Below are 22,440 nucleotides of genomic sequence, written 5' to 3'. Positions count from 1 at the left end.
CCATCAGGACTCCCATGAAGTCCGCGCATCGGCGTGCAGATCGTGCAGGTCCAGGACGTGGTCGGCCCAGGCCGTGAGCAGGGCGCGGTCGTGCGACACGGCCAGCACGCCGGTGCCGGCGTCGGCCAGACCGCGCACGAGCTGGGCGATGGTCGCGGTGGTGGACGGATCGAGCATCGCGGTGGCCTCGTCGCAAACCAGGTAGGCCGGCCGCAGCGCCACCGCGCGGGCCAGGCAGGCGCGTTGCAACTGCCCGTCGGAGACCTGGTGCGGGTACCGGTCGAGCAGGTCGTCGGTGAGCTGGAACTGCTCGGCCAGCTCGGCCACCCGCTGCCGGGTCGCCGAGCGCCGGGCGGCACCCAGCGGCTCCGCGATCACCTGCCGGAGCGTCCAGCGCGGATCGGTCGCGGCGCGCGGGGACTGGAACACCATGCCGATGCGCCGTCGCAGCTCGGCCGGCGCCAGGTAGCCCGACCCGGTCACCGACCGTCCGTCGACGGTGACCGTCCCGGCGGTCCGGGGGTGCAGCAGGGCGACCACCCGGGCCAGGGTCGACTTGCCGCTGCCGGACGGGCCCTGCAGTCCGGTGATCCGGCCCGGTGTGACCGTCAGGTCGACCGACCGCAGCACCGTGTGCTCGCCGTACCCAGCCACCACGCCGGTCGCGGTCAGCATCCGACACCGACCGGACCGCGCCCGCAGCTCACCCAGTGGTCGGGGGCGACGGGTTCCAACGTCAGGACCCCGCTGCACGCGCCGCCCGCCCGCCGGTGCCACGCGCAGTCGTCGGGCAGGTCGGTCAGCGGTGGCGGGTCGCCGGGCACGGGGCGGAAGCCGCGTTCCGGCAACGAGTTCCACAGTGCCTGCGGGTAGTCGTGCCACGGCCGGTCCAGCACATCGGTCGCGGGACCGACCTCGACCACCCGGGAGCTGACCATCACCGCGACCCGGTCGGCCACCGGTGCGCAGGCGGCGATGTCGTGCGAGATGAGCAGCACCGCCCGCCCGGTGCGGGCCTGCGCGGCCAGCAGCCCGGCGACGTGCGCGGCGTTCTCCGGGTCCAGCCCGGCGGTCGGCTCGTCGCACAGCAGCACGTCCGGCTGACCGGCCAGGGCCAGGGCCAGCAGCACCCGGTGCGCCATGCCGCCGGAGAGCTGGTGCGGGTACAGGTCGGCCACCCCGTCCGGATCCAGCCACACCTCGCGCAACAGGTCCGCAGCCGGCACCGCCCCACCCAGGGTGGTGACCGCCTCGCTCAGCAGCGCCCCCACCGTGCGGGTCGGAGTGAGCGCGGTCCCGGCCGACTGGGGCACCAGCCCGACCCGCCGGCCTCGCACCCGGGTGGCCAGCACGTCGTCGTCGGCCGCCAGCAGGTCCAGCGGATCCGGGCCGTCCAGCCCGACCTGCCCGCGCACCCGCGCGGTGGGCGGCAGCAGCCCGATCAAGGCCGAGGCCAGCACCGACTTGCCGCAGCCGGACTCCCCGGCCAGCAGGGTCACCGTGCCGGCCGGCAGGTCCATGTCCAGGTCGGACACGGCATGCACCCAGCGCCCGTCCAGCAGGCCCAGCTGCACGCTCAACCCCCGGATCGACAGGACCGGCGGCGCCCCCGGTACGGCTCCAGCGGCCGTCACGCCGCACCGCCCACGCCGACCTCGGTGCGCCGGTGCGGCAGCAGCCGGTCCCGCGCCGCGGCCGACAGTCCGGCCACCGCCGCCGTCGTCGCGATGAGGGCCAGCGACGGGAAGACCAACGTCCACCACTGCCCGACCAGGATCCGGGTCCTGGCGTCCTCGAGCAGCGTGCCCAGGCTGGGGCGGTCCGGCGGCAATCCGACGCCCAGGAAGGACAGCGCCGACTCGTGCCAGACCGCGTGCGGCAGCAGCAACGCCACCGACAGCAGGGCCTGCGGCGCGACCGCGGGCAGCAGGTGCCGCACCAACACCTGCCGGCGGGAGCCGCCGAGCGACACCGTGGCCAGCACGTAGTCGCGGGTGCGCACGGTCAGGGCCTGGGCCCGGACGATGCGGGCCACCTGGGTCCAGTGGGTGAGGGCGATCGACGCGATGACGGCCAGGATCGCGCCCTTCCACATCGCTGCGATCACGATGCCCAGCAACAGGTGCGGCACCGCGTTCAGTCCGTCGACGGTGCGCATGAGGACCCGGTCGGTCCGACCGCCGACCACGGCCGCGGTCAACCCGACCACGCAACCCAGCACGGTGGCCACCACCGCGCACACGGCGGCGACGAGCAGCGAGACCCGCAGGCCCTCGGCCACCCGGACGACGAGATCCCGTCCAGCCTGGTCGGTGCCGAACCAGTGGTCCCAGGACGGCGCCTGGTTGGCGTCGGCCAGGGCCGTCTGACGCGGATCGATGCCGGCCACCCAGGGCACCACCACGGCGAACAGCACCAGCACCACCAGGACCCCGACGCACAGCGGCAGCACCCAGCGCCGCCGACCGCCGGGCACCCGGGCCGGCCGCCAGGTCACCGGAGCCCGCCACCGCGACCGGTCGATCGCTCGCGGGACGGCGGTCAGCTCACTGGTCATCGGCGCTCACCCGCGGATCGGCGACGGTGTAGGCGACGTCGGCGAGCAGGTTGCCCAGCAGCACCAGCAGGGTGGTGGCGGTGGTCAACGCGGCCAGCAACGCGAAATCCATGGCCCGGGCCGAGGACACGGTCGCCGCCGCGATCCCCGGCCAGGAGAACACGACTTCGACGATGGTGGCCCCGACCACCAGTTCCGGCAGCCGCACCCCGATCACCGACAGGAACGGCAGCAGCGCCCCGGGCAGCGCGTGCCGCCGGATCACCACGGCGTCCGGCAGGCCGCGGGCCCGCGCCGTGCGCACGTGGTCCGCCGACAGGGCATCGAGCATCGACTGCCGTACGTGCAGCAGCAGCCACGGCAGTTGCGACAGGGCCAGTACGCCGGCCGGCAGCACGAGGTGCTCCGCGACCTGACCGACACCCACGGCGGCGGTCGGATCGGTCGCCCCGGCGGCGGGCAGCACCGACCAGGTCAGTGCGAACAGCAGGATCGCGCCCAGTCCGAGCACGAAGGCGGGGATGCCCTGCAGCACGTAGGCCAGCGGCACCACGGTGCGGTCCAGCAGCCCACCGGGGCGGGCGGCCGAGCGCACCCCGACCAGCAGCGAGACGAGCACGGCCAGCACCAGGGCGGTGCCGGCCAGCAGCAGCGTCCACGGCAGTCGCTGCCCGATCACCGCGGTGACCGGTTGGCCGTACAGGTGCGAGGTACCGAGGTCGCCCTGCACCGCGGCGACGACCCAGTCCCACCACCAGACGATCCACGGCCGGTCCAGTCCCAGCTGTTCGCGCAGGACCGCAGCCTGATCGGCGCCCACGGTGAGGTAGCGGTCGCCCAGGTACCCGGCCAGCGGGTCGTACGGCGATGCCGCGGCGAGGGCGAACACCGCCATGGAGACCAGAACGGTGACCGGGACGACGAACAGCACCCGGCGCAGCGCCATCCGGGCGGCCGCGGCCCACCGGCCCCGGCGGCCGGTCGCGGACGGCTCCAACCCCGAGGACGCCGCGGCGCCCCGCCGGATCACGCCGGCGTCCACTCCGTGAGGTTCCACCAGGGACCCCAGGACACGACGCCGTGGGCGTGCGGCTCGAGCACGGGCGTCCAGCCGGTCCAGCCGGTGTCGGTGCGCATCACGTACACGTGGTCGATGAAGGCCATGACGACGAAGGCCGGGTCCTGCAGGTACTGCCGCTGCAGCTGCTGGTAGGCCTCGGCTCGGGCGGCCGGATCAAGCGTGGTGCGACCCTGCTCCAGCAAGCCGTCGACGGCGGGATCGGCGTACTGGCCGGGATTGTCGAACGAACCGGCCTCGTCGAAGGTGGAGGAGAGCATCCGGTAGAGGTTGCTGTCCGGGTCGTACGGGGTGTCGCCGCCGCCCCACACGGCCGCGTCGGTGCCCAGGCGCGGGGCGATGTCGTCCCAGGAGCCGATGCCGTCCAGTCGGACCGAGATGCCGATGTCGAGGGCGGATCCGGCGAAGGCGGTGGCCAGGTCGCGGCGCAGGGTCTCCGGGGCGTAGTACATCAGCGTGAACTCGGCCCGTCGGCCGTCCTTGACCCGGATGCCGTCGGTGCCGACCACCCAGCCGGCCTCGTCCAGGATGCGGCGGGCCTCGTCCGGATCGAAGGAGAACTCCGCCGCCTGGTCGTAGAAGGTGGCGAAGACCGGCGAGAACGGCGTGGACGCCGCGGTGCCGTAGCCGGCGAGCACGGTCTGCACGATCGCGTCGCGATCGACGGCGCGGTTCAACGCCTGCCGCACGGCCGGGTCGCCGGCCACCGGGTCGCGCATCGGCAGCACCACCGAGCGCCAGTCGGCGGACGGGTTGGCCACCACGTCGAACTCGTTCCCCTCGAACGCCTCGGCCAGCTGCGGCGGCACCACGGTGCCGTCGAAGTCGCCCGCGAGCATCCGCTGCACCCGGGTGTTGTCGTCCGGCACGCTGACGATGGTCAGGTCGGTGATCGGGACGGGGCCGCCCCAGTATCCGTCGTACGCCTGCAGCACGGTGCGCTCCGGCCCGGTCGAGACCAGCCGGTAGGGCCCGGTGCCGATCGGTGCGGTGTTCAGCGGCGACTCCTCCACCGGGACCACCGGGTCCAGGGCGGAGGCCGGGGCGATGCCCATCAGCAGCTTCGACGGGAAGGCGGCGTACGGCTCGGTGAGGGAGAACACCACCGTGCGTTCGTCGGTCGCCTCGGCGTCGTCGAGCATGTCGTACATGGAGGCCACCGGTGCCGCAGCGGCCGGGTCGATCGCGGTGTCGTACGTGGCCGCCACGTCCGCAGCGGTGAGCGGCGAGCCGTCCTGGAAGGTGACGTCGTCCCGCAGCGTCACCGTCCACTCGGTGGCGTCGGCGTTGGAGACCGGCATCGCCGCCGCCAGGTTCGGGACGAACGTCGGCTCGCCGCCGGTGCCGGCCTCGATGCGCAGCAGCCCGTCGTAGACCTTCGAGGTGTAGTCCGAGTCACCGTTCAGCGGGTTCCACGTCGCGGTGTCGTACCCGTCGGACAGCACCAGGGAGGTGCTGGCGGCGCCCGTCGCGGCGCTCCCGGTCCCCGTGGTGACCGCCGTGTCACGGGCGTCGGGATTCGAGCATCCGGCGGCGAGCAGGCCCGCCGCGGCCAGCGCGACGAGCCGCCGCCGAGCGGGTGAGCCGGGACCGCGGCCCCGGACACGACCGAGGGGACGGGGGACGGGCGACGGGTCGAGTGTCCCGAGCGGTGGCTGCACCCACACATCGGACCACATGATCCGATGTCCCTCCAACCGGGGTCGGGGCGGCCGGTGCGTCCGCGCGTGGACCGCGTGCACCTGCGGACTCCTGCCGCCGTTGCTGATCGCTCCGGCCCGGCCGCCTCGCGCCGTGCCAGGATCGGCGGTGCCGCCGCCTCGCCCGGTGCCGGCGCCCGGCGGAGAGGACGCGATGACCAGCCTGCTCGACCCGGACACCCCGTTCGCCGTCGTCGACCGGAACCGGTTGGACCGCAACGTCGACCGGCTGCAGGGGCACCTGCGCCGGCTCGGGGTGCCGCTGCGGCTGCACGTCAAGACGGCCAAGTCGCTGGACGTGGCGGCCCGGGTGCACCGGCACGGGCCGGAGCCGATCACCGTCTCGACCCTGGCCGAGGCCGAGTACTTCGCCGACGCCGGATACACCGATGTGCTGTACGCGGTCGGCATCGCTCCCGCCAAGCTGGACCGGGTCGTCGCGCTGCACCGTCGCGGGGTCGACCTGGCGGTCCTGCTGGACAGCGTCGCGCAGGCCGAGGCCGTCGCGACCGCGTCCCGCGCGGGAGGGATCCGGATCCCGGCGCTCATCGAGATCGACTGTGACGGGCATCGGGCCGGGATCGCGCCGGACGATCCGCAGGTCCTCACCATCGGGCGCCTGCTGCACGACGGCGGTGCCGAGCTGCGCGGCGTGCTGGACCATGCCGGCGAGTCCTACTTCTCGACCACCGGCGTTGACCGGCAACGGGACGCCGAGGACGAACGCGCCACCGTGGTGCAGGCTGCGCGGATCCTGCGTGATGTCGGGATGGCCTGCCCGGTGGTCAGTGTCGGCTCGACGCCGACCGCGCACGCCGTCGCGGTGCTGGACGGGGTGACCGAGGTGCGGGCCGGCAACTTCGTCTTCCTGGACCTGGTCATGGCCGGGATCGGGGTGTGCGAGCTGGACGACCTGGCCCTGTCGGTGGTCGTCACCGTCATCGGGCACCGACCGGACCGCGGCTGGATCCTCACCGACGGCGGCTGGATGGCGATGTCCCGGGACCGGGGGACAGCGGCCCAGCCGGTCGACCAGGGCTACGGGGTGGTGCTCGACCTGTCCGGCCGGGTGTTGGGCGACCTGATCATGACCGGTGCCAGTCAGGAGCACGGCGTGCTGTCGATGCGCCCGGGATCCGGCACCCCGCTGCCCGAGCTGCCGATCGGCACCCGGCTCCGGGTGCTGCCCAACCACGCCTGCGCCACCGCTTCGCAGTACCAGCAGTACGCGGTCATCGCGGGGGACGCCGCGGTCGGTGACAGGCCCGCCGCGATCGAGACGACCTGGCCGCGCATCAACGGTTGGTGATCCGGGCGATGCGCCTCGCGGTGGGCAGGTGCCCGGCGACGAGCAGAACGACCAGGACCAGCCGGGCGTCGGCCCTGGCGGGCTGGCCGGTGAGCGCGGGAGCGACGAGGCACCCGGCCTGACCCACCCGTTCCAGGACGACGATCGGCCCGGGCAGGGTCGGCAGGACCGTCGGCCGGTCGCGAGGGGGCGCCACCGCCAGGAGCAGGTTCGGAGTCAGGACGGCCAGCGACACCAGCAGTCCGGCGAGCGAGAACGTCACCGTTCACACCTGTCTCGACGTCGGTGCGACGGCCCGCCCGGTCCCGCGCAGACCGAGTAGGAGCAGCGCGACGCCGACCACGACGAACGTCAGCTGCATCGGCGGCAGGATCAGGCCGATCATCGCCAGCTGCATCGCCATCCACAGGAGCAGCACGGCTCCCAGCGCGATGACCGCAGGCCAACCTGTCCGGCGCCGACCCAGCACCAGTCCGGCTGCGACCAGTGCACCCACCCCGAACGCCAGCAGCAACACCAGGCCGGCCCAGCGGTAGTCGGCGAGGAACCAGTCGGGCAGCATGTCGCGCCGCAGGCCCAGCGCGGCACCGGACGGGTCCGTCAACAGCGCGACCCCGCCGTACCAGCCGCCCCCGGCCAGGACCAGCAGGATGATCGACGCGGCGGCTCGCACGTCGGCGAACCTAGCCGACGGCCGGGCGATCGTAGGGTGGCGCATGCCCTCGATCGCGGCCGATGATGGCACCCGTCTGCACTACGCCGAACACGGCGACCCCGGCGGGCGGCCGGTGCTGCTGCTGGCCGGGTTCAAGGCCGCCGCGACGAGCTGGCGGTTCCAGATCGGTCCGCTGGTGGCCGCGGGCCACCGGGTGCTGGCCGTCGACCTCCGCGGTCACGGTCAGGCCGACCGACCGGCCTCGGGCGTGGACATGGCCCGGCGCGGATGCGACATCCGCGACGTGTTGGAGGGTCTGGACCTGCGCGGCGTCCTGGTGGTGGGCGGGTCGATGGGTGGCAACACCATCTGGTCGTTCCTGGCGCAGTGCGCTGCCGACCGGCTGACCGGGGTGGTGATCGTCGACCAGACCCCGAAGATGCTGAACACCGCCGACTGGTCGCACGGCTTCTACGGGTACGACGAGTCGAACGTCGACACGTACTTCGCCGCGAGCATCCCCCGCACGGGGCACGGCACGCCGATGTGGCGGCGCGGTCGACGGTTGGTCCGGTTGTTGAGTGCCATGCGCGGCGTCGACCCGAGACTCACCCCGGGGGAGCTGGCCCTGCTGGACGATCACGCCAGGGCCGACTGGCGGCCGGTGATCGCAGTGACCGAGTTGCCGGTGTTGTTCGTGGCCGGCGCCCAGAGCGAGTTCTGGCCGCCGTCCCACGCCGCCGCGGCGGCAGCGCTGGCGGCCCGCGGATCGTCCGTCGTCATCCCGGACGACGGGCACGCCGCGAACATCGAGCAACCGGCCGCGTTCAACCGCGCGCTGCTGGATTTCGCCCGCGCGCTCTGAGTGGGGGGTCGCGCACCGGTGACATGCACGGTGATGCGACGACGCGGGGCGATGTCGACGTTGCCGGTGCGCGACGTCCCGGAGGACGTCCGCCGGATGCTCAAGGACCGGGCCGCTGCAGCCGGGCAGAGCCTCTCCGAGTACGTGCTGACCGAGTTGAGCCGCCTGGCCCGTCAACCCACCCTCGCCGAACTGACCGATCGGATCGAGCGTCGAGGCAGCACGGCGCATGGCCGAGTCGGAGGGCGCCCTGCATCTGCCGCACGTGGCCGTGGTCGAGACGATCTCGGTGCTCCGTGGATGGACGCGTGGAGGTCGGATCACACCGTCCCGGGCGGGTGAGGTCGTGATCGATCTGACAGATCTGCCGGGCCGGCGTTGGCCGGCGGATCCGTCGGCGTCCCGCATCTGGCAGCTCCGGGATGTGGTCAGTGCGGACGACGCCACGTCCGTCGTGCTGGCGGAAGCGCTGGACGCACCGTTGCTGACCGCGGATCGGCGTCGACTGCCCGGCGCTGTCATTGGTCCTCGCTAGCGTCCCGACCATGGGCCGCATCCTCTTCGACACCGCGACCAGCCTGAACGGATGGATCGCCGACGAGCACAACTCACTGGCCTGGCTGTTCGCCGTTGACAACGGCGAGCAACCGGACGAGGGCCTGTTCCCCGCGGGCGCCGGGGTGATGGTCGAGGGCTCCACCACCTACCAGTGGGTGCTGGACGACCAGGACCTGCTCGCCCATCCCGAGAAGTGGCGGGACTTCCACGGTGACAAGACGGTGTTCGTGTTCACCACCCGCCGGCTCCCGGTGCCCGCGGGGGCGGACGTCCGGTTCGTGTCCGGGGCGGTGACCGAGGCGCTGCCCGCGATCCGGGAGGTGGCCGGTGACCGGGACATCTGGATCGTCGGTGGAGGCGACCTGGCTGGCCAGTTCCTCGACATCGGCGCGCTGGACGAGATCGCCGTCTCGGTCGCCCCGGTCGCCCTGACCGGGGGCGCACCACTGCTCCCGCGCCGAGTCGAGTCCGACCGGCTGCGGCTGGTCTCGGCAACGGCGGTCGGGCAGTTCGCGCGGCTGGTGTACGCGGTGCGCCCGCTGGAGGACCCGATCGCCGGCACATGACGGTGCGGGTCGATGCCACGGTCGCTGGTACCAGCTGCGGGCCGAGCCGTTCGTCGGGGTGGCCCAGTGGTTGGAGCCGTACCGCTGGATGTGGGAGGACCGCCTCGATCGACTCGGCGAGCACCTGGATGCCATCGCAGAGCAGCAGGGGGAGGCGTCGGTCGAGCGAGGGACGAGCGAGACCGGACTCCGACCATTGCACCAGGAGAACCGCCCGACATTCCGCCTGATCCTGACCACCAGCCTTCCGGCATCGGGCGCCGCAGGCTGCTCACCGGCCCGTCATCCGTGGCCCGACCCGGGCCTGCTTCGTCACCGGGCTGGACTCGTTGCAGCTGGACTCGTTGCAGCAATGACTGCTGAACACCCGCACCGGCACCGCGGACCAGCCGGCGACGTCCCCCGCGCGGGCCGCGGGTTCGCCGTCCGGTGGCCCAGTGGACCCGGCCGGGAGCGACACCGGTGACGACGCTGGGGCGTCACGGCGCGCATCACTGAACCGGGCCGGAACATCCGGCGGGCGCAGCGGGTTGTTCCGGATCGTGACTGAAGCGATCACGGTCGATGTCTGGACCGACGTGGTGTGCCCGTGGTGCTGGATCGGCAAGCGGAAGTTCGAGGCCGGGCTGGCCGCGTTCCAGGCCGACGGCGGGGGACCTGTCCGCGTCCGTGCTCATTCGTACGAGCTGACGCCGGACGCACTGGTCGGCGACCACCAGCCGGTGGCGGAGTACTTCGTGCGCAAGCGTGGGGTGGCCCCGGCGCAGGCCCAGCAGATGCTGGACCAGGTGACCGGCATCGCCGCCGACGTGGGGCTGGAGTACCACTTCGAGCACGCGCAGCACACCAACACCCGGCTGGCCCACCAGGTGCTGCACCTGGCGGCCGGTCGCGGGGCGCAGGACGCCGTGCTGGAACGCCTGTACCGCGCCTACTTCTGCGACGGACGTCGCATCGGTGACCCCGCGGAACTCGCCGACCTGGCTGCCGAGGCCGGCCTCGACCGGGACGAGGTGCTCACCGCGCTCCGGGACGGCACGTACGTGGCCGACGTGGACGCCGACCTGGCCCGGGCCCGGGCCTACGGCATCCAGGGCGTGCCGTTCTTCGTGCTGGACGGCCGGTACGGCGTGTCCGGCGCCCAGGACCCCGAGGTGTTCCGCCAGGCGCTGCAGCAGGTGGCCGACGAGCGGGTGCAGGCATGAGTGAGCCGACCGAGCAGGCCGATCAGCGGCCGGCCCCGGCGCCGGCATTCACCATGATCGGGAACGCCGACTCCGTGGTGTGCATCGACGGAGTGTGCGTGGTGCCGGACGCCGGCCGGCCGGCGGATCCGTCGGACGCGCAGGACTGACGCGCAGGACTGGGCTGTCAGACTGCCGATCTTGACCGGACCAACGGCGGCCCGGTCGATCGGAGGAACCAGCGATGGCGGAACTGTGGGCCTTCAGCGGGACCGCGCTCGTGCTGGGCCTGGTCCTGACGGTCTTCGCCGGCCCGGTGGCAGCATGGAACCGACGCGCCAGCACCAAGCTGGGGCGAGGCGTCGCCAAGGACAGCGAGCCGAGCGGGTTCCTGTGGACGGCCAAGTACCTGCGGATCGTCGGCGGGGTGATGCTCGTGTTCGGCGTCGCGGTCCTGATCAAGGGCCTGACGTCGGCCTGACGCTGCCGCAGCACGTCAGGCGTTCTCCAGCACCGCCCGGGACCGCAGCGAGCCGGCGGCCAGCCGCTCCAGCACCGGCTGCGCCTGCTCCATGGGGAAGCGGTCGACGACGGTGCGGATCTTCCCCTGGGCGGCCAGCTCCAGCACCTCGCGCATCTGCGCCCGGTTGCCCAGGATCGAGCACTTGATCGTCTGGCCCTGGTTGAACGGCAGGTCTTGCACCGAGAACGGCACCGCCGTGACCAGGGTGCCGCCCCACTTCAGCGTCTTCAGGGCCTGGGCGGTCACCGCGCCGGACGGGGCGAAGGTGAGCACGGCGTCCATCGAGTCGGCCAGCACCTCACCCGGGTCCTGGGCGGAGGCATCGACCACCCGGGTGGCCCCGAGGTCCTCGGCCACGCGGAGGTGGTCGGCGCTGCGGGCCACGCCGATGACGTCGGCCCCGGTGAGCAGGGCGAACTGCAGGGCCATGTGGCCGACCCCGCCGAGCCCGAACACCGCGACCTGCATGCCCGGCCGCAGGTCCAGCTGCTGCACGGCGCCGTAGGCGGTGATACCGGGGCAGAACAGCGGCGCCGCCTCGACCAGGTCGAGTCCGGCGGGCACCCGGTAGGTGTGGGCCGCAGTGGCCAGCATGAACTCGGCGTAGCCGCCGTCGACGTGCTCGCCGGTGATGAGCCGCTGGTGGCACAGCTGTTCGCGGCCCGTGGTGCAGAACTCGCACTCCTCGCAGGTCCACCACAGCGGCTGGACCCCGACCGGGTCACCCACCGCGAAGTCGGTGACCCCCTCACCGAGCGCGGCGACGGTGCCGGTCACCTCATGACCCGGGACGATCGGGCTGATGGCCGGCACGCCGCCGTCCACCCAGTCGCCCTCGACCATGTGCAGGTTGGAGCGGCACACCCCGCAGCCGGCCACCTGGATGAGCACCTGCCCGGCACCCGGTTCCGGCGTGTCCGTCTCCCGCCAGTGCAGCGGGTGGTCGGCGATGGGGGCGGGGGAGTCGAGTTCGACGGCATGCATCCGCTCAACCTACGACGCTGGCGGAGGAGTCGCCGGAGCGAGGAACGAGCGGAAGGCGGGCTCCGACCCATGTCAGGCGGAACGGCACCGGACGAGGACATCCGGCCGCCCCGCAGTCGATACTGGAACCGCTCGTGCCGCCTCGGACCCCGGGGGTTGATGTCATGTCCGTGCCGCCGTCCCCGGATCCCGGATCGCCCGCCCTGGACCGGGCGCGGGTGGCCCGGCTCGTCCTCGCGGCGATCCGCGAGGACCGGCTCGCCACCGAGACCGTGCTGGCCGAGGCGGCCGAGGAGCCCGACGGTCTGGCGCGCCTCGTCCTGGGTCTGGCCACCTACGCGGGCAACATCACCTACCGCGCGTTTCCCAAGCAGTACGAACGGCAGCTGCAGCAGTCGATCCTGCGGGACGTGCGGGAGGGCTGACGGCCCCCGACCCACGAATGAGCGCGAGACCGTCAGCCCCGCACCTCAGGCCTGCTGCACGTCCGGCAGCACCGAGCCGAGCAGGTCGACCACGCGACCCGGGTCGTCGATGCCGGTGAAGTACACGTAGGCGACGGTGAAGCCGACGGCGCGCAGGTCCAGCAGCTGCTGGGTCAGCGACTCCTTCGTGGTGCTGGGGTTCACCGAGATCATCGTGGTCTTCTCGATCGCGTCGTGGTCCCGGCCGACGTCCGAGCAGTGCGACTTGAGCACGTCCAGCTTGCGGGCGGCCTCCGGCGTGCCGGCGATGTTGCACATGTCGGCGTACTGGGCCACCAGCCGCAGCGTCTTCCGCTCGCCGCCGCCGCCGATCATGATCGGCGGCCGGGGCCTGGTCAGGCTCTGCGGCGAGTTCAGCGTCCGTTCCAGCTGGTAGTGCTTGCCGCTGAACGGCTCCTCGCTGTCCGAGAACATCTGCGCATAGATCTGCAGCGCCTCCTCGAGCCGCTCGAACCGTTCCTTGGTCGACGGGAACGGGATGCCCAGGCCCTTGGACTCGTCGACGTTCCAGCCGGCGCCGATGCCGAGCACGGCCCGGCCGCCGGAGAGCACGTCCAGGGTGGCGATCTTCTTGGCCAGCACCGCGGGCTCGTGGTAGATCACGCCTGCGACGAGCGTGTGCAGCAGCGCGGTCTCGGTGTGCGCGGCGATGTAGCCCAGCGCCGTGTAGGCCTCGAGCATCTCGTGGTCGTACGGGCCGAGATCGCGGCCGAGCTGCCAGAAGTGGTCCATGACGGTGATCCGGCTGATGCCCGCGGCCTCGACGTCCCGGACGGTCCGGGCCAGCTTCGGCCGCAGGTCGGCGTCGCCGCCGGACCAGGTGAAGTCGGCGATGTGGATGCCCAGTTCCATGCTCGCTCCTCCTCGCCCCGACTCTGGGGCTGATCAGGGACACGGCGCGAGCCCGCAGGGGTGTGGCGGCGCGCGACGGCTCGGATGGGCCGGACGGGCGCTGTCGCCGGCCGCGTCTGGCGGGACGCTACCGGCGCCCCGTACGCTCCCGACCACCGGGTCGGTCGGATCGACCCGCCGGCGCGACGCTGCGCCGCTGCACTCCGCAGCGCGTCGTCGCGCGGCGGGCCGTGGGCCGGGCGGTCACCCCACGAGCTCGAGGAGGAGCACTTCATGGCCGGAGACCTGACGGGCAAGATCGCGGTGATCACTGGCGGTGCCAGTGGCATCGGCCAGGCGACCGCGGTGCGGTTCGCCAAGGAGGGTGCCGACATCGTCATCGGCGACCTCAAGGACGGCGACGACACCATCCGCCTCGTCGAGGAGCAGGGCCGCAAGGCCATCTTCGTCCGTACCGACACCACCGACGAGGCGCAGGTCGACGGCCTCATCGCCGCGGCAGTGGAGACGTTCGGCAAGGTCGACGTGTGCGTCGCCTCGGCCGGCATCGCCAGCGTGCAGGGCGCCAGCAACATCCAGATCCGGGCCCGCGGCGGCGACGCCACCTACGTGCACAACCTGGACACCGCGTCGTTCACCCGGGTCATCGACATCAACGTCACCGGTGTGATGCAGACCTGCCGGGCCGCGGCGCGGCAGATGCTGGCCCAGGGCGAGGGCGGCTCGATCATCACCATCGCCTCGACCGCCGGGAAGATCCCGCTGGCCGGTGCGGCCGCGTACTGCACCTCCAAGGCGGCGGTGATCATGCTGACCAAGGTGATGGCCAAGGAGCTGGCCACCACCGGCATCCGGGTCAACGCGGTAGGCCCCGGCTACACCGCGACTCCGATGATCGCCGGCATCGAGGACAACCAGCCGGCCATGGACTCGGCCATGTCGATCACCCCGATGGGTCGGCTCGGCACGCCGGACGAGCAGGCCGCGGCCTGCCTGTTCCTGGCCAGCTCCGAGTCGTCGTTCATGACCGGTCAGGTGCTGCACCCGGCCGGCGGGCAGTTCACCGGCTGACCGGAGTCGCACTGCGGCACCGCGACGGCCGTCCTGCTCCCCGGAGCAAGGCGGCCGTCCGCGTTCCACCATCCGGGCGATCCGGACATGACCCAGGCCACTTCGGGAATCGATGTGGAGGGCAAGCAATTAGTCTGAGTAAGGACACACGTCGGCGCCCCGCCGGGTCGGCGCGGATCGGCCTCGTCGGGGCCGCAGGACTCGACTGAAGGGTGCGGGTGTGACCGTCGGACGGCAGACCGAGCAGGACACCCCGCCCACCACTCCGTCGATCACCCCGCCCACCACTCCGTCGGTCACTCCGTCGGTCACGATGGGCCGGTTCGCCGTCGCCGTGCTGGCCATGTGCGGGATGGGCGCCTCGTTCATGCAGACGCTGGTCGTCCCGATCCAGGCCCAGTTGCCCGATCTGCTCGACGCCCCGCGCGACCACACGGCCTGGGTCATCACGGTGACGCTGGTGGTGGCCGCCGTGGTCAACCCGGTGGCCGGCCGGCTCGGAGACATGTACGGCAAGCGGCGGGTGCTGCTGACCCTGCTGGCCGTCCAGGTGGTCGGCTCGGTCATCTGCGCGCTGTCCACCGGACTCGGTTGGCTGATCGTCGGCCGCGGCCTGCAGGGTGCCGCGCTCGGCACCATCGCCCTGGGCATCGCCATCCTGCGCGACCACCTGTCCAAGGACCGGTTGCCCGGGGCGATCGCGCTGGTCAGCGCCACCCTCGGGGTGGGTGGGGCGATCGGGCTGCCGATCAGCGCGGTGATCAGCGAGCACGCAGACTGGCACGTGCTGTTCTGGGCGGCCGCCGCGCTGGGCGTGATCACCTTCGTGCTCATCACGCTCGCGGTGCCGTCCACCCGGGTGGCCACGGCCGCGAAGTTCGACACGCTCGGTGCCGTCGGCCTGGCCATCGGGCTCACCGCGGTGCTGCTCGCCGTGAGCCAGGCACAACCGTGGGGCGTGCTGTCGGTCCGCACGCTGGCCTGCGCCGTCGGCGGCCTGGCCGTGCTGCTGGTGTGGGGTTGGTACCAGCTGCACCGCGACCAGCCGATGGTCGACCTGCGGGTCGCGGCCCGCCGCCCGGTGCTGATGACCAACCTCGCGTCGATCGCGTCCGGGTTCGCGCTGTTCGCCGGGCAGGTCGCCTTCCCGCAGCTGCTGGAGCTGCCGAGGTCCAGCGGCGTGGGCCTGGAACTGTCGCTGCTGGCGGCCAGCTTCATCCTGATGCCCGCCGGGCTGGTGATGATGGCGATGTCGCCGGTGTCCGGGCGGCTCATCAAACTCTTCGGGCCGCGGCTGGTGCTGGCCGTCGGCTGCGGCATCGTGGCCCTCGGGTACGTGGTGGCGCTCGCGGTGCCGATCACCGTGGCCAGCATCGCGGTGGTCAACCTGCTCATGGGCCTGGGCATCGGCGTCAGCTACGCGTCCATCCCGACGCTCATCATGCGGTCGGTGCCGTCGTCGGAGACGGCCGCGGCCAACGGCCTGAACTCGCTGATGCGGATGCTGGGCACCAGCACCGCCGCGGCGGTGGTCGGGGCGCTGCTCGCCGGCATGTCCCGTTCGGTCGGCGGGGACGAGCTGCCGACCGCGGGAGCGTTCCACGTCGCCTTCGTCATCGGCGCGGTCGTCGCGCTGGTCGGCACTGCGCTGGCGCTGCTGGTGCCGCGGGCGTCCGAGCGGGAGCCGGTGGCCAGCGCCGACGGGCAGCCGGTGCTGGACGAGCGGCCGGAACCGCGGCCCGCGCTCCGGCGTCCCGCGACCACCGCCTGAGCGCCACCCTCAGCCGGTCTCTGGCACCACGAAGATCGCGTCCGCGACCGGCAGGCCCATGATCACCGGCCGCGGGTCGCCGCCGTCCAGCAGCACGGTGAGGGTGCCGGCGAAGGTCTCCCGCTGCTGCACCTGCAGGCGCAGGCCGAGCTCGACGCCCAGATCGGTCAGGTAGCGGAGCAGGTCGGGGTTGCTGTCGGAGACCCGGACCACCCGCACAGCGCGGCCGAGCTCGACCGTCCGGAGCGTCGCCGCCGGCATGGGATCCAGGGTGCCGTCCGGCCGTGGGATCGGATCACCGTGCGGGTCGTGGGACGGATGCCCCAGCCGCTGCGACAACCGGTCGATGAAGGTGTCGCTCACGGCGTGCTCGAGGGCTTCGGCCTCCTCGTGGACCTCATCCCAGGCGTAGCCCAGGACGTCGGCCAGGAACGTCTCGATGAGCCGGTGCCGGCGGACGAACGCCACCGCGTACTGCCGCCCGGTCGGAGTGAGCTCAATGGATCCGTAGCGGCGGTGGGTGACCCACCCCTGCGCGGCGAGCTTCTTCACGCCCTCGGACACCGTCGAGGCGGCGAGGTCGAGCTTGGCGGCCAGCGCGGAGGTGGTGACCGGTTCGTCGCTCCACTCCTGCAGGCCCCAGATGACCTTCAGGTAGTCCTGCGCGGCGGTGGTCTGCGGGGACGGCACGGTCGGGCTGGAACGATCGGGCACGGCCCTCAGCGTAGAGGCTGGGTCGCCGTCCCGACCCCGGCTGTGGCGGCCGCGGTCGCCCGGGTCCGGCGCCGCCGGGCCGAGGCGGTGCTGATCAGCCCGCGGCGCGGCGCGAACAGGTGCACCAGCGCGTAGACGATGCCCTGGGTGAGCACGACCATGGCCCCGGAGGACGCGTCCAGCCAGAAGCTGGCCACGATGCCGATGACCGAGCAGGCCACCGCGATGATCGGCGAGATGAGCAGCATCCGGCCGAACCGGTCGGTGAGCAAGTAGGCGGTGGCGCCCGGGATGATCAGCATGGCCACCACCAGGACGACGCCGACCGCCTGCAGGGCGACCACCGAGGTGAGCGCGAGCAGGCCGAGCAACAGCGCGGACAGTCGCCGCGGGGACAGCCCGATCGCGTGCGCGTGGGTGGGGTCGAACGCGAACAGCGTGAGGTCACGCCGCTTGACTAGCAGGATCGCCCCGGCCAGCACGGCCAGGACGAGGACCTGCAGCACGTCCTCGTCGCCGACGCCGAGCAGGTTGCCGAACAGGATGTGGTTCAGGTCGGTCTGGCTCGGGGTGACCGAGATGAGGACCAGCCCGAGCGCGAACAGGGTGGTGAACACGATGCCGATGGCCGCGTCCTCCTTGACCCGGCTGGTGCTGCGCACCGCCCCGATCAACGTCACCGCGATCAGCCCGAAGATCAACGCCCCCAGCGCGAACGGCGCGCCGACCACGTAGGCCAGCACCACGCCGGGGAGCACCGCGTGCGACACCGCGTCACCCATCAGCGACCAGCCGATGAGCACCAGCCAACAGCTCAGCAACGCGCACAGTGCGGCCGCGACCACGGTCGTCACGGTGGCCCGGATCATGAAGTCGTAGCTCCACGGTTCGGCCAACCACTCCCAGACGGTCACCGTCCGTCCTCCCGGTCGTCGGCGGGGTCGGGCCCGCGGTGGTCGCTGAGCACGTCGAGTCCGAAGGCCAGCGCGAGTGGCTCCGGTCGCAGCACCGTCTCGGGCGGTCCGTGCATCAGCACCTTCCGCATGAGCAGCACCGCCTCGTCGCACAGCTGCGGCAGGCCGTGCAGGTCGTGGGTGGAGACCAGGACGGTGCGTGGCGCGTCGGGATCGGCGGCCAACTCGCGCAGCAGCCGGCTGATGGTGGCCTCGGAGCGCTTGTCCACCCCGGCGAACGGCTCGTCGAGCAGCAGTACGGAGGCCTGCTGGGCGATGCCGCGGGCCACGAACGCCCGCTTGCGCTGCCCGCCGGACAGGGCCCCGATCTGCCGGTCGGCCAGCGCGGTCAGCTCCACCCGCTCCAGCGCCTCGTCGACCGCGGCCCGGTCGGCCGCGGTGGCCCGTCGCACCAGGTTCTGCCGGCCGTACCGGCCCATCATGACCACGTCGCGCACCGAGACCGGGAACGCCCAGTCGACGTCCTCGCTCTGCGGGACGTAGCCGACCACGCCGCGACGGCGGGCCTGCTGGGGCGACAGCCCGTCGATCTCCACCCGGCCCGAGTCCGGCCGGACCAGCCCCATCACCGTCTTGAACAGCGTCGACTTGCCCGAGCCGTTCATCCCGACCAGTCCGCACACCCGCCCGGGCGCCAGGGTCAGGCTGGCCCGGTCCAGGGCATGCACGGCGCCGTAGTGGACGGTGACGTCCTCGACCAACACGGCGGGCGGTGGATCGGTGTCGCCAGGATCTCCTACGGCCGGGCGCGGACCGGCGTCAGCCCTGAACAGCATCGTCGGCTCCGGTCGGGGTCGGGGTGGGTGTGCCGGTGAGGCCGGCGACGATCACGTCGGTGTCGTGACGCAGCAGGTCGAGGAAGGTCGGGACGGGGCCCTCGGCCGCGGAGAGCGAGTCCACGTACAGCACGCCGCCGAACCGGGCGCCGGTGTCGCGGGCGATCTCCAGCATCGAGTCGGCCGAGACGGTGGACTCGCAGAACACCGCGGGCACCTGGCGCTCGCGGACGAACTCGGTGGTGCGGGCCATCTGGGCGGGGGAGCCCTGCCGGTCGGCGTTCACCGCCCAGATGAACGCCTCGGTCAGCCCGGCGTCCCGGGCCAGGTACGGGAAGGCGCCCTCGCAGGTGACCAGGGCCCGCTCGTGCTGGGGCAACGCGGCCAGCCGGTCCAGCATGCTGTCGGCCACCTGCTGCAGCTCGGCCCGGTACGCGGCCGCGTTCGCCGCGTAGTCGGCGGCGTGCAGCGGGTCGAGCTCGGCGAATGCGCGGGCGATGTTGTCCACGTAGATCTGCGCGTTCAACGGCGACATCCACGCGTGCGGGTTCATCCGGCCCGCGTACGCGTCCTCGCCGATCGGGATGGGCGTGATGCCGTCGCTGACCACCACGTGCGGCACGTCCAGCTCGGCCACGAACCGCTCGAACCAGGCCTCCAGACCGAGTCCGTTGTCCAGGATGAGCGAGGCGTGGGCGGCCCGGCGGATGTCCCCGGGGGTGACCTCGTAGCCGTGGATCTCGGCGCCGGCCTTGGTGATCGACTCGACCTGCAGGTGGTCGCCGGCGACCTCGCGGGCCATGTCGGCCAGCACGGTGAACGTGGTCAGCACGACCGGGACGGGGGTGCCGTCGGCCCGGGTGGCCGGCGTCGGGGCGGGCGCGGCGCAGCCGGTGAGCACCGCCACGACCAGCGCCAGGGTGATCAGCGCGAGTCGCTGTTCGACGCGCCGCACCCGTGAGTTCGGCGCTCCGAAGTCGGTCATCGTCGAATGGTAGGGGCAGCACCCGGCTGGACCAAGGGGACCTGGGTCACACGGACGGCTGGTGTCGGCGACAGGTCGTAGGGTCGGGCGGCTCCGGGTCGGGATCGGGTGAGGGAGTGGCGGTGCGCAACGGGTCGCAGGGCGGCGTGGTCATCGGATTGGTGGCCGCCCTGGCCTTCGCCACCAGCGGGCCGGTGGTGAAGCCACTGCTGGACGCCGGGTGGACGCCCGGCGCGGCCATCCTGGCCCGGCTCGGGCTCGGCGTGCTGCTGCTCACGGTCCCGACCGCGCTCGCGCTGCGGGGCCGGTGGCGTCTGGTCCTGGCCGAGTGGCGGGTCGTCGTCGGCTTCGGGGCGCTCGGGGTGGCCGCCGCGGCGACGCTCTACTACGCCTCGCTGACTCGGCTGCCCGTGGCGGTGGCGCTGCTGGTCGAGTACACCGGCCCGCTGCTCCTGCTCGGCTGGACCTGGCTGCGCTTCCGCCGCACGCCGAGCCGCACCACTGTCCTCGGGGCGGTGGTGGCCACGGTCGGGCTGGCCCTGGTCCTCGATCTCGCCGGTGATCTGCGGCTCGACCCGATCGGCCTGTTGCTCGCCTTCGGGGCTGCGATCGGCAACGCCGCGTACTTCCTGTTCACCGCCCGGCCGTCCCGGCTGCCGGCGGTCGCGTTGGCCGGCACCGGCATGGCGCTGGGTCTGGTCATCATCGCGATCGTCGCCGCGGTCGGGATCCTGCCGCTGCGGGCACCCCTGGTCGACGTGACGCTGCTCGGCACCGCGGTGTCCTGGGTGCTGCCGGTGCTGGTGGTCGGCGTGGTACCGACCGCGCTGGCCTACGGGTTGAGTGCGGTGTCGGTACGGCTGCTGGGGGACCGGACGGCGTCGTTCCTGGCCCTGTCCGAGGTCCTGTTCGCGGTGGCCCTGGCCTGGGTGCTGCTGGGTGAGCGACCGCTGCCGGTCCAGCTGGTCGGGGCGGCGCTGGTGGTGGCCGGGGTGGCGCTGGTCCGTCGCGGCGAGCACGGGTCCACTCCGGTGCTGGCCGCCACCTGACCCCGGCGCGACCCCGGCGCGACGGCTGCCGGGGCGCTCCGGCACCCTGGTGCCGCTGCGGCGACGACGGCGTCCCGGGCGGACAGGAGAACACGGTGCTGGTCGAGATGCGGACCTACACGATCAAGCCGGGGCGGGTGGACGATTTCCTGTCGTTCTACGAGCGCCACGGCTGGGCCCTGCAGCAGCAGTACCTCGGCACCTGTCTGGGCTGGTACAGCAGCAAGGACGGGCCGCTGTTCCAGGTGGTGCACCTGTGGGCCTACCAGGACTACGCCGACCGGGAACGCCGCCGGGACGCGCTGTATCGGGATCCGGCCTGGGTCGAGTACTTCGACGGGGTCAGCGAGCAGGGGCTGCTGCTGGCCGCGGAGAACAAGTTCCTCTCGCCCACGGGCTTCTCCCCGGTGCCGGCGTTGCCCGCGTGACAGGGTGACCGGGTGTCGACCGAACCGGAGCCGCTCACCGTGGCCGACGTCGCCGCCTGGCGGGCCTGGCTGAACCGGCACGAGGACGACTCGGACGGCGTCTGGCTGACCCTGGCCAAGAAGGGCGTCACCGTCCCCACCTCGCTGACCTACGCGCAGGCGCTGCCGGAGGCGTTGTGCAGCGGCTGGATCGACGGCCAGGCCAAGCGGCTGGACGACCAGACCTACCGGCAGCGGTTCACGCCCCGTCGGAAGCGGTCGCTGTGGTCGCAACGCAACGTCGGGTTCGTCGCCGGCCTGATCGAGCAGGGCCGGATGCGGCCGCGCGGGCACACCGAGATCGAGCGGGCCAAGGCCGACGGCCGCTGGGACCGCGCCTACGCCGGGCCGGCGTCGGCGCAGGTGCCGGAGGACCTGATCGCGGCGCTGGCGGCGCGACCGGACGCGGGGGAACGCTTCGAGGCGCTGTCCGGCCAGGATCGGTACCTGCTGCTGCACCAGCTGATGACCGCGACCACCCCGGCCGTCCGGGCCGCCCGGTTGCAGCGGATCGTGGCCGGGCTGGCCCACGGCCGTCCGCCGGCGGCGCCGTGACGGCGACCGATCCCGCCCTGGCAGCGACCGCCGTGGACCTGCCCACCCTCGACGCCCTGGTCGCCGACTGCGCGGCCTGCCCGCGGCTGGTCACCTGGCGGACCAGCGTCGGGGCGGTGAAGCGGGCGGCGTTCGCCGATCAGGAGTACTGGAGCCGGCCGGTCCCGGGGTTCGGCGACCCGGCCGCCCGGATCCTGCTGGTCGGGCTGGCCCCGGCGGCCCACGGCGGCAACCGCACGGGCCGGATGTTCACCGGCGACCGCAGCGGGGACGTGCTGTTCGCGGCGCTGCACCGGGCCGGGCTGGCGTCCCAGCCGACCTCCGTGCACGCCGCTGACGGGCTGACCATGACCGACGCGCGGGTCACCGCCCCGGTGCATTGCGCGCCGCCGGACAACCGGCCGACGCCGGCCGAGCGGCGCACCTGCGCGCCGTGGCTGGCCCGCGAACTCCAGTTGCTGGCCGGCACGGTGCGGGTGGCCGTGGTGCTGGGCGCGTTCGGCTGGCAGGCGCTGCTGTCGACGCTCACCGAGCAGGGCTGGTCGGTGCCGCGACCGCGGCCGGCGTTCGGACACGGCGCCCGGGTGCCGCTGCGGCATCCCGACGGGCGGTCGCTGGTGGTGCTGGGCAGCTACCACGTCAGCCAGCAGAACACCTTCACCGGACGGCTCACCCCGGCCATGCTGGACGACGTGCTCGGGCAGGCCCGGCGTGAGGCGGGGCTGTCGGGCTGAGCCGCCGGGCCGGAGCGGCCACGGTGGG

At 72.9% G+C, this 22,440-nt stretch carries 27 protein-coding genes and 1 pseudogene; 15 read left to right on the top strand and 13 right to left on the bottom strand.

The features are described from left to right. Positions 1–3: 3 nt before the first annotated feature. The 5 genes from JL106_RS15735 to JL106_RS15715 all read right to left on the bottom strand — a co-directional run bounded on the left by JL106_RS15735 (position 4) and on the right by JL106_RS15715 (position 5,080). The gene (locus tag JL106_RS15735) at positions 4–675 is read right to left on the bottom strand and encodes an ABC transporter ATP-binding protein (protein WP_205261676.1); all 672 of its coding nucleotides are present in this window, start codon (positions 673–675) and stop codon (positions 4–6) included. Beyond that, entirely contained in the window at positions 669–1,574 is a 906-nt protein-coding gene (locus tag JL106_RS15730) for an ABC transporter ATP-binding protein (RefSeq protein WP_328842537.1), read from the bottom strand. The genes JL106_RS15735 and JL106_RS15730 overlap by 7 nt, the downstream gene beginning before the upstream one ends. 56 nt (positions 1,575–1,630) lie before the next feature. After that, on the bottom strand, positions 1,631–2,557 hold the full coding sequence (locus JL106_RS15725) for an ABC transporter permease (RefSeq protein ID WP_205261674.1): 927 nt from the start codon (positions 2,555–2,557) through the stop codon (positions 1,631–1,633). Then, on the bottom strand, positions 2,547–3,503 hold the full coding sequence (locus JL106_RS15720) for an ABC transporter permease (RefSeq protein WP_268928241.1): 957 nt from the start codon (positions 3,501–3,503) through the stop codon (positions 2,547–2,549). The genes JL106_RS15725 and JL106_RS15720 overlap by 11 nt, the downstream gene beginning before the upstream one ends. 80 nt (positions 3,504–3,583) lie before the next feature. After that, positions 3,584–5,080, bottom strand: a complete 1,497-nt coding sequence (locus tag JL106_RS15715; protein ID WP_205261672.1) for an ABC transporter substrate-binding protein — start codon at positions 5,078–5,080, stop codon at positions 3,584–3,586. Positions 5,081–5,489: 409 nt separating this feature from the next. Here JL106_RS15715 and JL106_RS15710 point away from each other — a divergent pair, with 409 nt between their 5' ends. Then, positions 5,490–6,644, top strand: a complete 1,155-nt coding sequence (locus tag JL106_RS15710) for a DSD1 family PLP-dependent enzyme (protein ID WP_205261671.1) — start codon at positions 5,490–5,492, stop codon at positions 6,642–6,644. Here the strand turns inward: JL106_RS15710 and JL106_RS15705 are convergent. Continuing rightward, on the bottom strand, positions 6,631–6,906 hold the full coding sequence (locus JL106_RS15705) for a hypothetical protein (RefSeq protein WP_205261670.1): 276 nt from the start codon (positions 6,904–6,906) through the stop codon (positions 6,631–6,633). The genes JL106_RS15710 and JL106_RS15705 overlap by 14 nt on opposite strands. 3 nt (positions 6,907–6,909) lie before the next feature. Further along, positions 6,910–7,362, bottom strand: a complete 453-nt coding sequence (locus JL106_RS15700) for a hypothetical protein (RefSeq protein WP_205261669.1) — start codon at positions 7,360–7,362, stop codon at positions 6,910–6,912. On the opposite strand from JL106_RS15700, the gene JL106_RS15695 reads away from it, so the two are divergent. The 7 genes and pseudogenes from JL106_RS15695 to JL106_RS15675 all read left to right on the top strand — a co-directional run bounded on the left by JL106_RS15695 (position 7,361) and on the right by JL106_RS15675 (position 10,953). Further along, a complete protein-coding gene (locus tag JL106_RS15695; protein ID WP_205261668.1) occupies positions 7,361–8,164 on the top strand; it encodes an alpha/beta fold hydrolase in 804 nt (267 codons plus the stop codon). The genes JL106_RS15700 and JL106_RS15695 overlap by 2 nt on opposite strands. Before the next feature lie 33 nt (positions 8,165–8,197). Next, complete coding sequence (locus tag JL106_RS22605; protein WP_407940180.1) at positions 8,198–8,506, top strand: FitA-like ribbon-helix-helix domain-containing protein; 309 nt, start codon at positions 8,198–8,200, stop codon at positions 8,504–8,506. 203 nt (positions 8,507–8,709) lie between these two features. After that, positions 8,710–9,288: a dihydrofolate reductase family protein gene (locus JL106_RS15690; RefSeq protein WP_205261667.1), complete on the top strand. Its 579-nt coding sequence runs from the start codon at positions 8,710–8,712 to the stop codon at positions 9,286–9,288. A 423-nt stretch (positions 9,289–9,711) separates the two neighbouring features. Beyond that, a pseudogene (locus tag JL106_RS22655) lies at positions 9,712–9,786 on the top strand (DUF899 family protein); the annotation flags it as partial. 44 nt (positions 9,787–9,830) lie between these two features. Further along, positions 9,831–10,493, top strand: coding sequence for a DsbA family oxidoreductase (locus JL106_RS15685; protein ID WP_205261666.1), 663 nt, complete (start codon positions 9,831–9,833; stop codon positions 10,491–10,493). Next, positions 10,490–10,642, top strand: a complete 153-nt coding sequence (locus tag JL106_RS15680; protein ID WP_205261665.1) for a hypothetical protein — start codon at positions 10,490–10,492, stop codon at positions 10,640–10,642. Before JL106_RS15685 ends, JL106_RS15680 begins: the two co-directional genes overlap by 4 nt. 74 nt (positions 10,643–10,716) lie before the next feature. After that, entirely contained in the window at positions 10,717–10,953 is a 237-nt protein-coding gene (locus tag JL106_RS15675) for a hypothetical protein (protein ID WP_205261664.1), read from the top strand. A 15-nt stretch (positions 10,954–10,968) separates the two neighbouring features. On the opposite strand, the gene JL106_RS15670 is transcribed toward JL106_RS15675, so the two are convergent. Further along, positions 10,969–11,979: an alcohol dehydrogenase catalytic domain-containing protein gene (locus JL106_RS15670; protein ID WP_205261663.1), complete on the bottom strand. Its 1,011-nt coding sequence runs from the start codon at positions 11,977–11,979 to the stop codon at positions 10,969–10,971. A gap of 164 nt (positions 11,980–12,143) precedes the next feature. On the opposite strand from JL106_RS15670, the gene JL106_RS15665 reads away from it, so the two are divergent. Next, complete coding sequence (locus JL106_RS15665) at positions 12,144–12,404, top strand: hypothetical protein (protein WP_205261662.1); 261 nt, start codon at positions 12,144–12,146, stop codon at positions 12,402–12,404. Between the two features lie 45 nt (positions 12,405–12,449). Here JL106_RS15665 and JL106_RS15660 read toward each other — a convergent pair whose 3' ends face one another. After that, positions 12,450–13,316, bottom strand: coding sequence for an LLM class F420-dependent oxidoreductase (locus tag JL106_RS15660; protein ID WP_205261661.1), 867 nt, complete (start codon positions 13,314–13,316; stop codon positions 12,450–12,452). 273 nt (positions 13,317–13,589) lie between these two features. Here JL106_RS15660 and JL106_RS15655 point away from each other — a divergent pair, with 273 nt between their 5' ends. Next, complete coding sequence (locus JL106_RS15655) at positions 13,590–14,387, top strand: SDR family NAD(P)-dependent oxidoreductase (protein ID WP_205261660.1); 798 nt, start codon at positions 13,590–13,592, stop codon at positions 14,385–14,387. 313 nt (positions 14,388–14,700) lie between these two features. Next, the gene (locus tag JL106_RS15650; RefSeq protein ID WP_407940183.1) at positions 14,701–16,158 is read left to right on the top strand and encodes an MFS transporter; all 1,458 of its coding nucleotides are present in this window, start codon (positions 14,701–14,703) and stop codon (positions 16,156–16,158) included. Positions 16,159–16,167: 9 nt separating this feature from the next. Here JL106_RS15650 and JL106_RS15645 read toward each other — a convergent pair whose 3' ends face one another. Genes JL106_RS15645 through JL106_RS15630 form a run of 4 tightly spaced genes read right to left on the bottom strand, consistent with a single transcriptional unit; the run spans position 16,168 to position 19,607 of the window. After that, complete coding sequence (locus JL106_RS15645) at positions 16,168–16,872, bottom strand: metal-dependent transcriptional regulator (RefSeq protein WP_328842534.1); 705 nt, start codon at positions 16,870–16,872, stop codon at positions 16,168–16,170. Positions 16,873–16,877: 5 nt separating this feature from the next. After that, positions 16,878–17,741 (bottom strand): metal ABC transporter permease, encoded by an 864-nt coding sequence (locus tag JL106_RS15640; RefSeq protein WP_205261751.1) that lies wholly within the window; start codon positions 17,739–17,741, stop codon positions 16,878–16,880. Between the two features lie 41 nt (positions 17,742–17,782). Beyond that, entirely contained in the window at positions 17,783–18,622 is an 840-nt protein-coding gene (locus JL106_RS15635) for a metal ABC transporter ATP-binding protein (RefSeq protein ID WP_205261658.1), read from the bottom strand. Further along, positions 18,606–19,607 (bottom strand): metal ABC transporter substrate-binding protein, encoded by a 1,002-nt coding sequence (locus tag JL106_RS15630; RefSeq protein WP_205261657.1) that lies wholly within the window; start codon positions 19,605–19,607, stop codon positions 18,606–18,608. Before JL106_RS15630 ends, JL106_RS15635 begins: the two co-directional genes overlap by 17 nt. Before the next feature lie 122 nt (positions 19,608–19,729). Between JL106_RS15630 and JL106_RS15625 the strand changes: the two genes are divergently transcribed. The 4 genes from JL106_RS15625 to JL106_RS15610 all read left to right on the top strand — a co-directional run bounded on the left by JL106_RS15625 (position 19,730) and on the right by JL106_RS15610 (position 22,412). Beyond that, the gene (locus tag JL106_RS15625) at positions 19,730–20,656 is read left to right on the top strand and encodes an EamA family transporter (protein ID WP_205261656.1); all 927 of its coding nucleotides are present in this window, start codon (positions 19,730–19,732) and stop codon (positions 20,654–20,656) included. A gap of 95 nt (positions 20,657–20,751) precedes the next feature. Then, on the top strand, positions 20,752–21,084 hold the full coding sequence (locus tag JL106_RS15620; RefSeq protein ID WP_205261655.1) for an NIPSNAP family protein: 333 nt from the start codon (positions 20,752–20,754) through the stop codon (positions 21,082–21,084). 12 nt (positions 21,085–21,096) lie between these two features. Continuing rightward, positions 21,097–21,678 (top strand): YdeI/OmpD-associated family protein, encoded by a 582-nt coding sequence (locus JL106_RS15615; protein WP_205261654.1) that lies wholly within the window; start codon positions 21,097–21,099, stop codon positions 21,676–21,678. Further along, the gene (locus JL106_RS15610) at positions 21,675–22,412 is read left to right on the top strand and encodes a uracil-DNA glycosylase (protein WP_328842532.1); all 738 of its coding nucleotides are present in this window, start codon (positions 21,675–21,677) and stop codon (positions 22,410–22,412) included. Before JL106_RS15615 ends, JL106_RS15610 begins: the two co-directional genes overlap by 4 nt. Positions 22,413–22,440 lie beyond the last annotated feature (28 nt).

Source organism: Nakamurella leprariae, from assembly GCF_016918035.1.
Taxonomy (GTDB): Bacteria; Actinomycetota; Actinomycetes; order Mycobacteriales; family Nakamurellaceae; genus Nakamurella; species Nakamurella leprariae.
The sequence above is the reverse complement of the archived record's forward strand: the minus strand, read 5'-3'. Positions and strand labels throughout refer to the sequence as shown.